The sequence below is a fragment of the Sorangium sp. So ce302 genome (genome assembly GCF_051530145.1).
Lineage (GTDB): Bacteria > Myxococcota_A > Polyangia > Polyangiales > Polyangiaceae > Sorangium > Sorangium cellulosum_B.
Genome location: NZ_CP150326.1, coordinates 2,917,908 through 2,932,535, shown reverse-complemented (window position 1 = coordinate 2,932,535; position 14,628 = coordinate 2,917,908). Strand labels below are relative to the sequence as shown.

Here is a 14,628-nt window from a genome sequence, read left to right as displayed (position 1 = left end):
GACCGCGCTCAGTCGTCCTCGTCGTCCTCGGACTCCAGCTCGGCGTCATCGTCGTCGCCGTCCTCGTCCTCGTCGTCGGCAAGGTCGTCGTCGTCGGCCTCGTCGAGGTCGTCGTCGTCCTCGCGCGGCTCATACTTCAGATCGATGCCGATGTCGCCGAGCTGGGTCTCGAGGAGCTCGAAGAGCTCGTCCACGTCGTCGCCCCCCCACTCGTCGAGCACGTCGGTCAAGAACTCAAAAAAATCACCGCTGTCCAGACGACGCTCGATCTCTTCGACCTGCTCCTCCGAGAACGCCTCGAGGACGTCCTCGCGCAGCGCTTCGGTGTCGCCTTCCTCAACGGCATCCGCCGCAGAGAGGCGGATCTGCTTTACGGCACGCTTGTCGAGGTGAATCTCCATGAAGGTGGCTTCGTTTAGGCGACCCTCGCAGCCGCCGTCAAGCGGCGTATGGTGTCGAGCTTCAAGAGACCGCTCGCCTCCCCCTTCCGTCGCGTCTTTTCCTGGGGGCGCGGCGAGGCGCGGACCTTCCCCAGGCGGCCGCGCGCGCGCCCACGTCGGAGGTCGGCGCGGGCGCGCCCCAGCGCCCGCGCCGCGAAGGAGCGTTGCCGGCGGCAGATCTCTCGCGTATCTCAAACAACTCGTGCGTTTGCGATCTCCGCCCGGCGCGCTCTGGGCCGCGACCATCGCGGCCAGCGCCCTGCTGTCCTTGACAGCGCGGGCCGCGCCTCCGCACCCCCAGGCCGAGGGCGCCCTCCACGGCGCCGCGCCAGGCGCTCCCGCCGGCGGCCGGACGGGCGAAGGGGCCGAGGACGGGCGCGCCACGTCCGCCTGGAGCGCTCGGCTCGACGCGGCGGGGGACGAGGCCGCCGCCGAGCAGGAGCCATCGCCTGCCGTCAAGCCGAGCGTCGAGCTCGCCTCCCGGCCGCCGCCGCTGCACGTCGAGTACGTGCAGTACGGCGTCGCTCTCGTGGCCGAGATGAGCCTCGATCCTGGCGCTGCCTGCCCGCGCTCCGGACCCCTCTACGCGTGCATCCTGGGCAGCGGAGGCGGGCTCGCGATCCGCGGCGGATACCGCTCGCCAGGCCCCTGGTACTTCGGCGGCGCGTACCAGTTCACCAAGATGGACTCGAGCAATCTCTACCGGCTTGGAATCTTCCAGCAGCTCCGGGCCGAGATGAGGTACCTGCCGGACATCGGCTACCGGGCGGCTCCCTACTTTTTCGCCGGGATCGGCGGCGTCGCCTACGGGAACGAGTGGGGCGTCGAGACGGGCGGCGCGCTCATCTTCGGCGGCGTCGGGGTCGAGCTGGAGGTCTCGCGCCGCGCGGTGCTCGGCGTCAGCTGCGTGTACCGGCCGGTGCTGCTCGCTGGCTGGAGGGACACGGCCAACTACGAGCGGGCCACCGCCATCGCGCAATTCGTCGGCTTCGAGCTCCTTCTCGAGGTGCGGACCGAGGTAGGCCGGCGCTGAGCGGTTCCCCTGTCCGCTCGAGAGAACGCACCGGCTACTTGACTCGACCGTCGCTCCGCGGTCCCCTCGGCAGCGTGATCTGCGATGTGTGCGGCCGCGACAACGCTGGCGATCTGACGTTCTGTCAGGATTGCGGTCGACGGCTGAAGGCTCGAGAGGCGCGGGTCGTCCCGCCGACGCCGCCGAGCGGCTTGCCGCAGGTGTCGCTCCCGGCCCTGCCGGCGGCCGCGCAGGTCGAGACGCCGCCGGCGAACGACGCCCGCGCGGCCGCCAGGGCGCCGGGGCCTCGCGGCGCGCCGGGGCGCCTTCGCCCGGAGGCGCCCGTGTTCTCCTTCAGCCCTCTCAGCTCGGCGAGGACGGAACCAGCGATGCCGGCGGTGCACGGCCGCGCCGAGGGCGCCTCGCGCCCGGCGCGCGAGGGCGCCGCGACGCCGGCTGCTGGCGCGCTGGACAGCGCGATCCAGATGGTGCCAGCCCTGCAAGGGCCGAGGATCACCGAGCGGGGTGACGCGCCCGCGACGCCCGCGACGCCCGCGATCACCGACGCGATCCTGGGGCTCTCCTGCGCGAACTGCAACGGAGAGAACCCTCCGGGCTACCGCTTCTGCGTGACGTGCGGCGCGGCGCTGAACAGGAGAGATGGCGGAGCGCCGGCGGGCGCCCCGCAGCCGGTGAGCCAGGTGTCGAAGCGCGCCAGGGGAGAGCGCGGCGAGCCAGGCACCGCGCTCTCCCCTGGCGCGCCGTACATGGCGCCCCCGCCCCACGAGGAGATCGGGACGACCGCGCGAGGTCTCCACGACGTCACGCCCGCCGCGCTCCGGCACGCGCCGCCCACGGAGGCCGCGCCGCCGCCAGCGGCGCGCGACGAGCGCTCCGACGCCGGAGACGCACATCAACGGGTCGGCGCGCCGGCCAGGCCGGCTCCGCCCCCGCTGCCCCCGGTCGCCCTGCCCCCAGCGCGGCTGCCCGTGGCCAGCGGGAGCAACGCGGACAAGATCGTCGGCTCGCCGGTGGTCGACATCGCGTCGTCGCAGCGGGCTCCCGTCCCGCCGGTCGAGTGCGCGCGCTGTCGCGGTCAGTGCCTGGCGGGCACGCGGTTCTGCAAATATTGCGGTGCGCCCCTCGAGGGCGAGCGGCCCGCCTCCGAGCGCCCATCCAGGGCCGCCTCCGAACGCCCGCAGCCCGCGCCAGCGCTCGCCCCGGACGCCCGGCGCGACCCGCAGCGGCCCCCGCAGACTGCCGAGCCCGCCGGGCCGATCTCGAACGAGGCGAGCAGCGCGCCGCCAGCCTCCCAGCGGCCGCTCGCGCCGCTGCGCGCGTCCCTCTCGGTTCGCCCGCCGGCGTGGATTCCGGCTGACACCCAGCCGACCCGAGCGCTCGAGGGCAAGCTCATCGTGATCGTCGAAGACGGGACCGAGGGAAAGAGCTTCCCCCTCGCGGGCCCGCAGATCGACATCGGCCGAACCGAGGGGGATATCGTCCTCGAGGACGACCAGTACGTCTCGCCGCGGCACGCGCGGCTCATCCCGCAGGAAGGGTCCTGGGTTCTCCGTGACCTGGGCAGCGTCAACCGCATCTACCTCCGCATCCGGAAGACGCACCCCCTCCGAGATGGCGACTTGCTCCTCCTGGGCCTCGAGGTGTTACAGTTTCAGACCGTGAACGACGGCGAGCGAGGCCTCGGCCATGCCATCCAGCATGGAACGTTGCTGTTTGGCTCGCCCGCCATCCACCGCCGGGCGAGACTCTGCCAGCGGACGGTGGAAGGCGTGACGCGGGACGTGTACCACCTCTACCGGGATGAGACGGTGATCGGACGGGAGACGGGAGACATCGTATTCACGGCCGATCCGTTCCTCTCGCGACGCCACGCCGCCATCCGGAGGAACCCGGCCACGGGGGAGTTCACGCTCAGCGACCTGGACTCGTCGAACGGGACCTACGTCGCCATCCGCGAGGACGTCAGCCTCCTCGATCGCGATTTCGTGCGCATCGGGCAGCACCTGTTCCGCGTGGATCTCCCCCGATGAGCGATCAGACCGTCCGCGAAACGCCGACCGAGGCGCTGGAAGTCGAGGGGCTCCCCGGCGCGACGTCCGCAGGAACCGACTCGAGCAGCCACGCCGGCAAGGCGCTTCATGACTCCCCGCACGGCGCCGCGTCGCTCGAGTCCGGCAAGGCGGGGTCTGTGGAAGCAGGCAAGCCCGTGAACTGGAAGCCCCCGCCGCCCAAGACGCGTCCGGCCGCAAACGCCGCGCACAAGGCTGGCATCGCCATGAAGCCCGTGAAGGCGCCCAGCACATCGAGCCCGGAGAAGGTCGGGCGGAAGCTCCCTCCGCCGCCGCGGGTGCGGCTCACCGCCGGCGGGTCGCGCGAGGAGGACACGGATGGAAGCGCCGCACGGTCGGACGACCTGGGAGACGCTGTGACCCCCGATGCTCCGCCGGCCGCCGCTCAGGCGCACGCCTCCCCCGCGGCCGCGTCGTACGACGGCGCGCTCGACGAGACCCCCGCCGCGGAGGCCGCCCACGGCGGCGCTGCCGGGCGCTTCGCGGGCGAGGCGCCGGGGGGTGGCGAGCCGGACGAGGGCGGGCAGCGCCCCGGCGGCATGGACGGCGCGGCGACACCGCCCGACGAGCCGCGTCGCCCCGAGGTCGTGCTCCGGCTGTTCGGCCGGACCGACGTGGGCCAGGTCCGCGAGCACAACGAGGACAACTTCATCGTCGCGGATCTCACGAAGGCGAGCCGCGGCCTGATGGAGATGGATCGCTACCAGGTCGTCGGCGAGCGGGGCGCCCTGCTCGGCGTGTGCGACGGCATGGGCGGCGCCGCGGCCGGCGAGGTCGCGAGCCAGCTCGCGGTCGACATCATCTACCAGCGGATGAGCGCCGCCGGTCCCCCGGAGAACCACGACGAGCTCGCGGCGCGGCTGGTGCAGGCGATCGAGGCGGCAGGCCTCCGGATCTTCAGCGAGGCGAAGCTCGATCGGACCCGGCGGGGGATGGGGACCACCTCGACCATCGCCGCGCTCATGGACGATCACCTGTTCCTCGGCCAGGTGGGCGACAGCCGCGCGTACGTCCTCCGCGGCGATCGGCTCGTGCAGGTGACGCGCGACCAGTCGCTCGTGAACCAGCTCATCGAGGCGGGCCAGCTCACCGAGGAGGAGGCCGAGACCTTCGAGCACAACAACATCATCCTCCAGGCGCTCGGCACCGCGGACTCGGTGCAGGTCGACCTCACCTTCGTGGAGCTCAAGCGGGGCGACACGCTGATGCTCTGTTCCGACGGGCTCTCGGGCATGGTGCGGAACGAGGAGATCCGCGAGGTGCTGCGGAGCGTCGACGATCCGATCGAGGCCTGCAAGGTGCTGACGGATCGGGCCAACCAGGCCGGCGGGCACGACAACATCACGGTGGTGGTCGCCAAGTTCGACGGCGACGGGCTCGCCCTGCCGGAGCTCGAGGACATCGAGGACCTCCGCTACCAGAAGTACGCGCTGCCCGAGCACCTCCTGGCCCAGAACGCCGCCGCGTCCGAGCCGGCGCGCAAGGTGAAGGAGCTCGACGAGAAGAAGATCTCGCAGCGGCCCCCCTCGCCGAAATCGTGGCTGAGCAGCGCGGACAGCGACATGGACGACGACGGGGACGACTACGACCACGTCGCCTCGCCCCTGCCGGCCGACGACGCGCTGGACGAGCGCAACGCCCGCGCGCCCGTCCAGGGCGACGAGCCGATCATGATCCCGACCGACGGCGCGCCGCAGTGGCTGGTGATCTTGATGATCGTGAGCGCCGTCGCGTGCGTTACCATCGCCGGCTACTACCTGCTTCGTTAGGGTACGCGTAGCGCACGTGCGCGCGCCCCCCACCGCGATGCTGCGCAGCAACGACAAGCGTGGCCGGCAGACTCCGGCCGCCCCGCAGGAAGAGTGGCCCCCCGGGCGCCCGGACGCGGACGGCCGCGTCGACGTCGAGACCGCGCAGCGCATCGTCAAGGATGCCGTCGTGCAGGCGATGCGGCGCGAGGAGAAGGCGCTCGCGCTCGTGCGCGCCAAGGCGGACGAGGCGAGGCGCAAGGTGTCGCGCCACAACCTGATCCTCGGGCTAGGCGTCGCCGCGGCGCTCGTCGCCGTGGCCGTGGCCTTCGTGGTCACGTACCGGTCGCGCCAGGCGGCCGACGCGCTGGCGCGCGAGGTCGGCCTCGGGATCGCGCCCGCGGCGCGCCCGTCGGGCGCGATCCCGGAGCAGGTGCTCTCGGGGCGCGCCATCTTCGAGCAGAACAGGCTGGCGCTCTACGTGATGGGCTACAAGGTGGACAACCGCATCGGCGGTTGCTGCTCGGCGTTCGCCATCGCGCCCGATCTGCTCGCGACGAACGCTCACTGCGTCCGCGACTGCCGCGCCCGCGGCGGCACCTCGATCGTCACGCAGAACGACTCGATGGGGAAGATCCGCTTCCCCATCGTCGCGATGTCGGCCCACCCGGCGTACAAGCCAGGGCAGGCGGGCGCCGGCTCGCCGGACGTCGCCCTGCTCCGGATCGCCGGCAAGGCGACGCGCACGGTGAAGCTCGCGAACGACGCCGAGCTGCGGGCCATCGGGCCGGGCGACGACGCCTATGTCATCGGCTTCCCCGGTCGCTTGATGGACCCGCTGAGCCCCTCGGCGACGTTCCTGGAGGGCCGCATCGGGCGCGTGACCGGCATCGACGAGGAGGCGACGACGCCGGACCGAGCCGTCCTGATCCAGCACGACGCCGTCACGCGCGGGGGCAACAGCGGGAGCCCCATCTTCAACCAGTACGGGCACGTCATCGGCGTCCATGCGGCGCACATCGACGACGAGGACAACGTCACGATCGACGGCCGGAAGGCGACGGTGACGCAGAGCTCGCCGTTCCGCATCGGGATGCGGATCGATCTGCTGCAGGGGGTCCCGGCGCCGTGATGTTACGCGTCGTACATACCTTCGGGCGCAACGCCGGTTCTGTGGAGATCCATGACCGGCGCGCGGTGCGCTTCGGTCGAGCGCCGGACAACGACGTCGTCTTCGACCCGAACCACGATCGCGACGCGAGCAGCCACCACGCCGAGGCGCGCCTCGAGGCGGCGGGCTGGGTGCTCTACGACCTCGACAGCCGCAACGGGACCTACGCGGGCGGGCAGCGGATCAAGCGGCACCCGATCGCGTCGGGCGACGAGATCACGTTCGGTGCCAAGGGCCCGCGGGTGCGGCTGGAGCTCGTCGAGCGCCGCACGTCGGGTCCACCGCAGGCGCACGCTGTGGCGCATCACCCCTCTCCTGCCGCGGCTTACCCTGCGCCAGCGACGGGCCATCCCGCGCCCGCCGCGTACCCCGTGCCTACTGCGGGCTACTCCGCGCCCGCCGCGTACCCCGCGCCCGCCGCGTACCCCGCGCCCGCCGCGTACCCCGCGCCCGCCGCGTACCCCGCGCCCGCCGCGTACCCAGCGCCCGCCGCGTACCCGGCGTCCGCTGCCGCCCCCCCCGGACACGTCCCGGCCGCGCCGCCGGCCGGAGCTCGGCGGGTCGGCGAGCGGACGATCGCCATGATGATCTCCTCCGCCGTCGCGGCCGCCACGGGGCGCGCGAAGCCCCGAGGCACCGTCGAGATCAACGCCATGCTCCACAAGGAGGTGCACGCCGCGACGGCAGGCCAGCGCCGCACGACCTACATCCTCGCCGCGCTCCTCGTGATCGCGCTCGCCAGCCTCGCCGCGCTCATCGTCTACAACCGCTCCTCCCACGACGAGATCAGCCAGCTGCGGGAGGAGCTCGCGGGCCTCTCGCCGGAGGACCCCCGGCGCAAGGAGATCGAGCGCCGCCTCGGGACGCTCCACCCCTCGAACGCCAACTTCGGGCGCAACCTCCACGACCGCTCCAGGAAGGGGATCTTCATGCTCGCCGCCGGGCGCGAGGGGTTCTGCACGGCGTTCGCGGTGCGGCCCTCCGTCCTCGTGACGAACGCCCACTGCATCACCGCGGCCAAGCGCCGCGGCGGCGCGATCGCGGCGCTCGAGAACGAGGGCCGGGGCCAGATAAGCTTCGCCGTGACCGGCATGCGGACGCACCCGCAGTACCGTGACAGCGCGGATCAGCTCACCCCGGACATCGGCACCGTGACGATCGCGGGGCGCGCGGCCGCCGTGCTCGAGCTCGCGACCCGGGAAGAGCTCGCCGCGGCCGGCGCCGGCGACGACGTGTACCTGATCGGCTTCCCGGAGCGGCTCACGGACACCGCGAACCCCGTCGCCACGTTCCTCGCCGCCAACGTCGGCCGGATCACGGGCGCGAACGGCCGGCCCGCGCCGGCGGCGGAGGCCTGGCTGATCCAGCACGACGCCCGCAGCACGAGCGGCATGAGCGGGAGCCCCATCTTCAACGGCCAGGGCAGGGTCATCGGCATCAACGCCGGCGGGTACCTCGAGGGCAACGACGAGACGATCTCTGGCCAGAAGATGGAGGTGGTAAAGGCCTCCCCCTACAAGTTCGGGATGCGCATCGACCTGCTCGACGCCATCCTGCGCTGACTCCCGGCCGAGAGAGATGCTCCGCCACGCGCTCCGCAGGCTCCTCTGGACGCTGCCGACCCTCGTCGGCGTCTCGCTGCTGACCTTCTTCGTGCTCTCCTTCGTCCCCGATCCGACGGACGATCCGCTCCTCGCCAGCTCGCTCTCCAGCGCGGAGCTCGCTCGGCTCCGCCGGGAGCGCTTCCTCGACCTGCCGCGCTTCATCAACCTGGAGCCGCGCGACGTGCGCCTGCGCGCCCTCGCGGCGGCGCAGGCCATCGCGGCTGGCGGCGACGACGCGGCGGCCGCCGCCGACGAGCTGCGTCGCCTCGGCGGCGCCGCGCTGCCGCACATCCTGCCGCTCGACGCGCTGGCGCCCGAGCCGCGCACCCGCGTCGCGCTCGCGCTCGCGCCCGTCGCGGCGCGGATGGGCCTGCCGCGGGCCGACGACGCCGCGGACCCGGCGCACGCGGTCGCGTTCTGGACGCGCTTCTGGGACGACCGCGGCATCGAGTTCCGGAGCGCGTCGGTCCGGAGCGCCGTGCGGCGCCTGGTCCGCTACGGCTCCGCGTCGCGCGCCGCCGAGCTGCTGGAGCTCGACACGTTCGCCCTGCAGGCGGTGATCGCCGCGCTGCAGCCGCCGCGCGACGCCGCGACGCTCGAGCAGGCGCGCGCCCTCGTCGACGTCGCGGCCCACATCGCGGAGATCGACGACCGGATCGCCCCGGGCGACGACCTCGCGGAGGCCCGCGCGTGCGTCACGCGGTGGAAGTCGTTCTGGAACGTGTACCGCAGCGACTTCGAGGTGTTCACCGGCCCGGCGCAGCTCGCGGCGACCGTGCTCGAGACCCGCTACGGCAAGTGGGCGCTCGGCGCGGTCACCCACCGGCTCGGCGTCGCGGCGACCGGAGAGCCGGTGCTCGACGAGCTCGCGCGGCGCGCGCCCGTCACCCTCGCGCTCGTCTTCGGGGCGATCGCGCTGGCCTACGCCGTGGCGATCCCGCTCGGCGCGCTCAGCGCGGCCTCGCAGGGCCGGCGGAGCGACTCCGCGATCGCGGCCGCCGTGCTCACCGCCGCCGTCCTCCCGACCGCCGTCGTGGCCGTGGCCGCCGCGCTCCTCTCGGGCGGCGCGCGGTCCCTGCTCCTGCCGACGTGCATCATCGCGCTCTCGCTCGTCGCCGCGCCGACGCGGCAGCAGCGCGCCGCGCTCGTCGCGGTCCTGACGCAGGACTTCGTCCGGGCCGCGCGGGCGCGCGGCGCCGGCGCCGCGCGCGCCATCGCCGTCCACGGGCTCCGCAACGCCGTGCTCCCGGTCGTGACGCTCGCCATGCTCGAGCCGCCGATGGCGCTCGGCGGCGCCTTCGTCGTCGAGCGCGTCTTCGAGCTCCACGGGCTCGGCGAGCTCACGCTCCTCGCCGTGCAGGCGCGCGACGTGAGCTGGCTCATGGCCATCTCGATCGGCGCCGCGGCCATCGCCGCGCTCGGCGTGATCGCGACCGATCTCGCCTATGTGCTCGTCGATCCGCGGCTCGGCCCGGCGGTGCTCTCGCGGAGGAGCGAGGCGTGACCCACGCGACCGCGTTCCTCCGCCGGATGGTGGGCAGCAAGCGCGTCGCCATCGGCGCCGTGCTGCTCGGCGTCCTCGCGCTGCTCGCCATCTTCGCCGAGCTCCTCGCCGCCCCCGCGCCCATCGCCTGCTTCAGGCCGGGCCGCGCGGAGATCCTGCCCGCGGTCACCGAGGGCGCCGCGCTCGAGTCGCTCACCGAGGCCGAGCTCAGGGTGCGCTTCGAGGGCTTCGCGATCTGGCCGCCCATCCGTTACGGCCCGGAGCAGCGCACCGACGCCGGCCCGAACGCGTCGCCGTCCCTCGACCACCCGCTCGGCACGGACTTCGAGAGCCGCGATCTCGCCGCGCGGCTGATCTACGGCGCGCGCACGGCGCTCGGCCTGTCGCTCAGCGCGGTGCTCGTGGGCATGTTCCTCGGCGTCGTGCTCGGCGGGCTCGCGGGCACGCTGCGCGGCTTCTGGAACGACGGCCTCGTCCGCCTCGTCGAGACGGTCGACACCTTCCCGGCGATCCTCGTCGTGGCCATCGTGCGGGCGATCGAGCGCGAGCCCTCCGCGCTGTCGCTGGTGCTCGCGGTCGCCTTCGTCCGCTGGGCGGAGATCGCGCGCCTCGTGCGCGCCGAGGTGCTGCGCGCGTCGAGCGAGGAGTACGTGGCGGCCGCGCACGCGCTCGGCAGCACCCGGCTGCGCGTCTTCTACCGCCACATCCTCCCGAACGCGCTCGGCCCCGTGATCGTGAGCTCGGTGCTCGGCGTGGCGTCCGTCGTCCTGCTCGAGGCGGCGATCTCGTTCCTCGGGATGGGCGCGCCCGCGCGCGTGGCCTCGTGGGGGGAGACGCTGGGCCAGGCGGCGCGGCACCCGAGCGAGATCCGGCTGCTCGTCTTCCCTTTCGTGCTGCTCCTGGCGACGGTCGGCGGCTCTTACCTCATCGCCGACGCCCTGCGCGACTCCATCGATACACGCACCGTGCGCGCGCGCGTCCCGCGCTGACGGGGCGCGACGCGGGGGCCGCACGTCCGCGGACAGCCGCCGGCCGTGCAGCGCTCTCGCGCGCCGAAATTGCGCTGAAATCGCGTTCATCTCCGCGATCTCGGCGGCGGAGCCCTCGCGCCGCTCGATCTCGCAGGAAAGGCCCGCTATGAATTCGCCCGCCATGGCCGTTCCCGAGATCAACGAGCAGGAGTTCGAGCGCGAGGTGCTCCGCAGCGAGTTGCCCGTGCTCATCGATTTCACCGCCACCTGGTGCGGACCGTGCAAGACGGTCGCGCCGGAGGTCGACGCCATCGCGCGCGAGCTCGAAGGCAAGGCCAAGGTGGTCAAGGTCGACATCGACCGGTCGAAGCGCATCGCCACCACGCTGCGCATCCAGGCTGTCCCGACGTTCATGGTCTTTCATCGAGGCCGCCCGGTGGCCGCCGAGCAGGGCGTCCTCAACCGAAAGCAGCTCCGCGAGCTGCTCGATCCGTTCCTCCCGCGCGCCGAGGGCGCCATCCGGGCGGCCGAGCTGGCGCAGCTGATCCGGGAGGGCCAGGTGGTCCCCGTGGACACGCGCGAGAGCCCCGCCTACGGCCGCGCCCACATCCCGGGCGCGGTGCACATCCCGATCGAGGAGATCGAGGGCCGGCTCGCCGAGCTCCACATGCTGGCCGGCGCGCCGGTCCTCTATTGCCGCTCCGGCGACAGGTCGAAGGACGTCGCCGCGAAGCTCGCCGAGGAGGGCGTGCCCGTCGCGTTCCTCGAGGGCGGCTTTCTCTCGTGGGAGGCCGAGGCGCTCCCGATCCAGCGCCCCGACTGACCGCTGCCGCAGGGTGACGCTGCGCCGCTCGGCGATCTCGGCGCCGCGCGGCAGCACCCTGCGCGGCGCGGCGTCACCCCTTGGCGGCCGACAGCGCCGCCGAGACGACCTCGCGCACCGGCACGCCGTGCGTCCTCGCCGCCGCGGCGCAATCGTCGAACTCCGGCTTGATCTGCGGCGGCCCGAACGGCCCCTCGCTGATCTTCACCCGGATGGCTCCGTACGCCGTCTGCACCGTGGTGATCCGCCGCGGCCGCTCGGTGCGCGCGACAGGGATCTTCCGTAGCCCGATGCTGGTCGTCTCGCGGAGCAGCGCCGTCGCGACGGCGTCGGCCTGGGGGGCGGCCGCGAGCGCCGCGATCGTCAGGGCGGGGCGCCCTTTCTTCATCGTGATCGGCGCCGCCCAGGCGTCGAGCGCGCCCGCCGCGAACAGCGCCTCGATCGCGTGCCCTGCCACCTCGCCCGTCAGATCGTCGACGTTCGCCTCGACGATCACGTGCGACGCGCTGCCGAGGCTCTCGTCTCCACCCGTGCGCGTCCCGAGCACGACCCGCAGCAGGTTGGGGCGGTCCGGCAGCTCGCGCTGACCGGCGCCGAAGCCGATCCGATCGGGGGCGAACGTCGGCCAGCGCTCGAACCGGGTCGCCAGCGTGGCGATGATGGCCGCGCCCGTGGGCGTGACCAGCTCGGCGTCGAGCTCGACGCCGTAGGTCGGGACGCCGCGGAGGCACGCGACCGCCGCGGGCGGCGGCAGCGGGAGGATCCCGTGCCGCGCCTTCACGAACCCGCGCCCCATGGGCAGCGGCGATCCGACGACCTCCGCCCCGATGTGCACGATCGCGGCGGCGGAGCCCACGATGTCGACGATCGCGTCGACGGCGCCGACCTCGTGGAAGTGCACGTCTTCCAGGCGGATCCGGTGCACGGCGGCCTCCGCCTCGCCGAGGCGCCGGAAGATCCGGCGCGCCAGCGCGGCGACGGGCGGATCGAGCGGCGCGGCGGCGAGCATGGCGTCGATGGATCCGTAGGTGCGCTCCGGCTGCGGCGCCTCGACGTGCACGTCGAACGAGGTCGCCACGATGCCGCTCCGATGGGCGTGCCCGCGGTGCAGGTGGAACCCATCGAGCGGCAGCGCGGCGACGGCGCGCTCGATGACGAGGAGGGGCACCCCGAGATCGAGCAGCGCGGCGATGGTCATGTCGCCCGCGATCCCGCTGAAGGCGTCGAAGAACAGGACCTTGCCCGTGCCCGCGCCCTCCTCGAGGAGCGGCGCGCGCGGATGGTCGTGCGCGTGCCCGTGATCGTGATGGCCCTCGTGCGCGTGCCCGTGATGGCCCTCGTGCGCGTGCCCGTGATCGTGATGGCCCTCGTGCGCGTGCCCGTGATCGTGATGGCCCTCGTGCGCGTGCCCGTGATGGCCCTCGTGCGCGTGCCCGTGATCGTGATGGCCCTCGTGCGCGTGCCCGTGGTGGTGCTCGTCTCCGTGCGCGTGGTCGTGATCGTGCCCGTGTCCCATCTCTCGCCTTCTCCGTTCCCCGGGCGCCTTCGCGGCGCGGCGCTCCCGCGGTCGCGCTCGTTCCGAGCTACTCCTTCGGCAACATGCGATGCACCACCATCGCCGCGCCGAAGCCGCTATCGATGTTGACCACGGCGACTCCGGAGGCGCACGACGTGAGCATGGCGAAGAGCGCGGTGAAGCCGCCCAGGGCAGTGCCGTAGCCGACCGACGTCGGCACCGCGATCACCGGCGCCGCCACGAGCCCGCCGACCACGCTCGGCAGCGCGCCTTCCATGCCCGCGACCACGATCACGGCCGACGCCTTGCGCAGCTCCTCGACGCGATGGAGAAAGCGGTGCAGCCCCGCGACCCCCACGTCGTACAGCCGCTTCGCCTCGAGGCCCACGGCGCGCAGCGTCTCGATGGCCTCCTCGGCGATCGGCAGATCGCTCGTGCCCGCGGTCACGACGGCGACCGCCCCGGCGGCGCGCTTCGGCGGCGGCGCGACCTCGATGCTGCCGGTCCGCGCGAGGGGCACATAACGGAACGCGGGCAAGAGGGCCGAGACCGCCGCGCCCTTCGCGGCGTCGACCCGGGTCACGAGCACGTTCTGCCCCGCCCCCGAGATCTCCCCGGCGATCAGGGCGATCTGCTCGGGTGTCTTCCCTTCGCCGAAGATCACCTCGGGGACGCCCTGCCTGAGCGCGCGGTGGTGATCGACGGTCGCGACGCCCAGGTCCCGGAAAGGCAGCCCTCGGAGGGCATCGAGCGCCTCTTCGACGGCAAGCTCGCCGCTCCGAACGCGCTCAAGCATCTCCCGGACGAGGCGCGGCTCCATGTGCGCAGCCGCTTAGCGCGGCGGCGTTCCCAGAGCAAACGTTCCGCCCAGCCTGCCCAGCCGCGCCCGGAAGAGCCCTGGTGTGGGCCGCTCGAGCCGTCCTGGTCAGGAAAAGGTCCAGGCACTTTGCTCAGGAGGGGGCGACAGGACTACTTTCGGCGCCGCGTGCCCGCCTTCGTCGCTCCCCTCGTCGGCTTTGCTCTCGGTGCGCTGCTCGCCTGGTTCAGCGCTGCAGCCCCTCACCGCCTGGGCGCGCTGCGCGCGTCGGAGCCTCGGCTTGCGCCGGGCGCGCGCGCTCGGCCGCTCGCGCTCGTCTCCCTGTTCGCCTGCCTCGTCTTCGCGCCGGTCTGCGCGTACTTCCTCGTGTTCGCCCCTGACTGGAGCTTCGCGTACCTCGTCGACACGCGCCGCATCCCGTCCGCCGTCGACCTCGTGCTCGTCCTCGTCAATGCCGCCTCGGTGCCCGCCGGGTTCGCGGCCGCGAATCGCTTCGCCGGGAGCGCTGGCGGCAGGTGGACCGCGCAGCGCGCGGTCCACGCGCTCGCCGTCCTCGCCGGCGCTCCGCTGTCGATCGCCCTGGTCGCCGTCCTGGCCCTGTCCCGGCGGCTCGCGCTCGACGGCACCTACCGGCAGGTCGAGGGCGACTTCGGCGTCCACCCGGTCGCCGGCGGTCCGCTCGGCTATGCGCTCCTCTGGATGTACACCATGCTGGCCGCCGGCTTCGCGGTCACCGTGAGCGCCCTGCTCCGGCGCGAGCCCGCGGGCGCCGCGCCGAAGGCCGAGCCCTCCCCCGGCGCGCGCCCCCGCGCCGTCCCGAGTGAGCCAGCGGCCGAGGTCGTTCCGCCCCGGCCCGCCTCGACACGCCCTCATCGGCGGCTCGGCGTCGGCAGCGGCGGGCGCTCCAACCGACCGGGCTGAGACGCCCCTCG

The 14,628-nt window shown here is 73.4% G+C and carries 12 protein-coding genes; 9 read left to right on the top strand and 3 right to left on the bottom strand.

Features of this window, described 5'->3' with window-relative positions:
* Positions 1–8 precede the first annotated feature (8 nt).
* Positions 9–401: a hypothetical protein gene (locus WME73_RS11420; protein WP_437745492.1), complete on the bottom strand. Its 393-nt coding sequence runs from the start codon at positions 399–401 to the stop codon at positions 9–11.
* A gap of 241 nt (positions 402–642) precedes the next feature.
* Here WME73_RS11420 and WME73_RS11415 point away from each other — a divergent pair, with 241 nt between their 5' ends.
* The 8 genes from WME73_RS11415 to trxA all read left to right on the top strand — a co-directional run bounded on the left by WME73_RS11415 (position 643) and on the right by trxA (position 11,363).
* Positions 643–1,473, top strand: a complete 831-nt coding sequence (locus WME73_RS11415; protein ID WP_437745491.1) for a hypothetical protein — start codon at positions 643–645, stop codon at positions 1,471–1,473.
* A 74-nt stretch (positions 1,474–1,547) separates the two neighbouring features.
* On the top strand, positions 1,548–3,503 hold the full coding sequence (locus WME73_RS11410) for an FHA domain-containing protein (RefSeq protein WP_437915687.1): 1,956 nt from the start codon (positions 1,548–1,550) through the stop codon (positions 3,501–3,503).
* On the top strand, positions 3,500–5,311 hold the full coding sequence (locus WME73_RS11405; RefSeq protein ID WP_437915686.1) for a Stp1/IreP family PP2C-type Ser/Thr phosphatase: 1,812 nt from the start codon (positions 3,500–3,502) through the stop codon (positions 5,309–5,311). Before WME73_RS11410 ends, WME73_RS11405 begins: the two co-directional genes overlap by 4 nt.
* A gap of 16 nt (positions 5,312–5,327) precedes the next feature.
* Positions 5,328–6,422 (top strand): S1 family peptidase, encoded by a 1,095-nt coding sequence (locus WME73_RS11400; RefSeq protein WP_437870514.1) that lies wholly within the window; start codon positions 5,328–5,330, stop codon positions 6,420–6,422.
* A gap of 41 nt (positions 6,423–6,463) precedes the next feature.
* On the top strand, positions 6,464–8,023 hold the full coding sequence (locus tag WME73_RS11395) for a trypsin-like peptidase domain-containing protein (RefSeq protein WP_437915685.1): 1,560 nt from the start codon (positions 6,464–6,466) through the stop codon (positions 8,021–8,023).
* A gap of 16 nt (positions 8,024–8,039) precedes the next feature.
* Positions 8,040–9,569 carry an ABC transporter permease subunit gene (locus WME73_RS11390; protein ID WP_437745486.1) on the top strand — a complete coding sequence of 510 codons (1,530 nt, stop codon included), beginning with the start codon at positions 8,040–8,042 and terminating at the stop codon, positions 9,567–9,569.
* Positions 9,566–10,558 (top strand): ABC transporter permease, encoded by a 993-nt coding sequence (locus WME73_RS11385; protein WP_437745485.1) that lies wholly within the window; start codon positions 9,566–9,568, stop codon positions 10,556–10,558. The genes WME73_RS11390 and WME73_RS11385 overlap by 4 nt, the downstream gene beginning before the upstream one ends.
* A 163-nt stretch (positions 10,559–10,721) precedes the next feature.
* On the top strand, positions 10,722–11,363 hold the full coding sequence (trxA, locus tag WME73_RS11380) for a thioredoxin (RefSeq protein ID WP_437745484.1): 642 nt from the start codon (positions 10,722–10,724) through the stop codon (positions 11,361–11,363).
* A gap of 73 nt (positions 11,364–11,436) precedes the next feature.
* Here trxA and larC read toward each other — a convergent pair whose 3' ends face one another.
* Both larC and larB read right to left on the bottom strand, forming a co-directional pair.
* The gene (gene larC, locus WME73_RS11375) at positions 11,437–12,879 is read right to left on the bottom strand and encodes a nickel pincer cofactor biosynthesis protein LarC (protein WP_437915684.1); all 1,443 of its coding nucleotides are present in this window, start codon (positions 12,877–12,879) and stop codon (positions 11,437–11,439) included.
* 67 nt (positions 12,880–12,946) lie between these two features.
* A complete protein-coding gene (gene larB, locus WME73_RS11370) occupies positions 12,947–13,699 on the bottom strand; it encodes a nickel pincer cofactor biosynthesis protein LarB (protein WP_437915683.1) in 753 nt (250 codons plus the stop codon).
* A gap of 165 nt (positions 13,700–13,864) precedes the next feature.
* On the opposite strand from larB, the gene WME73_RS11365 reads away from it, so the two are divergent.
* Positions 13,865–14,617, top strand: coding sequence for a hypothetical protein (locus WME73_RS11365; RefSeq protein ID WP_437915682.1), 753 nt, complete (start codon positions 13,865–13,867; stop codon positions 14,615–14,617).
* Positions 14,618–14,628: the final 11 nt, after the last annotated feature.

Excerpts from the sequence above, each read along its gene's own strand:
- WME73_RS11420 (WP_437745492.1), bottom strand. The coding sequence starts at position 401 with ATGGAGATTCACCTCGACAAGCGTGCCGTAAAGCAGATCCGCCTCTCT.
- WME73_RS11405 (WP_437915686.1), top strand. The coding sequence starts at position 3,500 with ATGAGCGATCAGACCGTCCGCGAAACGCCGACCGAGGCGCTGGAAGTC.
- larC (WP_437915684.1), bottom strand. The coding sequence starts at position 12,879 with ATGGGACACGGGCACGATCACGACCACGCGCACGGAGACGAGCACCAC.
- larB (WP_437915683.1), bottom strand. The coding sequence starts at position 13,699 with ATGGAGCCGCGCCTCGTCCGGGAGATGCTTGAGCGCGTTCGGAGCGGC.
- trxA (WP_437745484.1), top strand. The coding sequence starts at position 10,722 with ATGGCCGTTCCCGAGATCAACGAGCAGGAGTTCGAGCGCGAGGTGCTC.
- WME73_RS11390 (WP_437745486.1), top strand. The coding sequence starts at position 8,040 with ATGCTCCGCCACGCGCTCCGCAGGCTCCTCTGGACGCTGCCGACCCTC.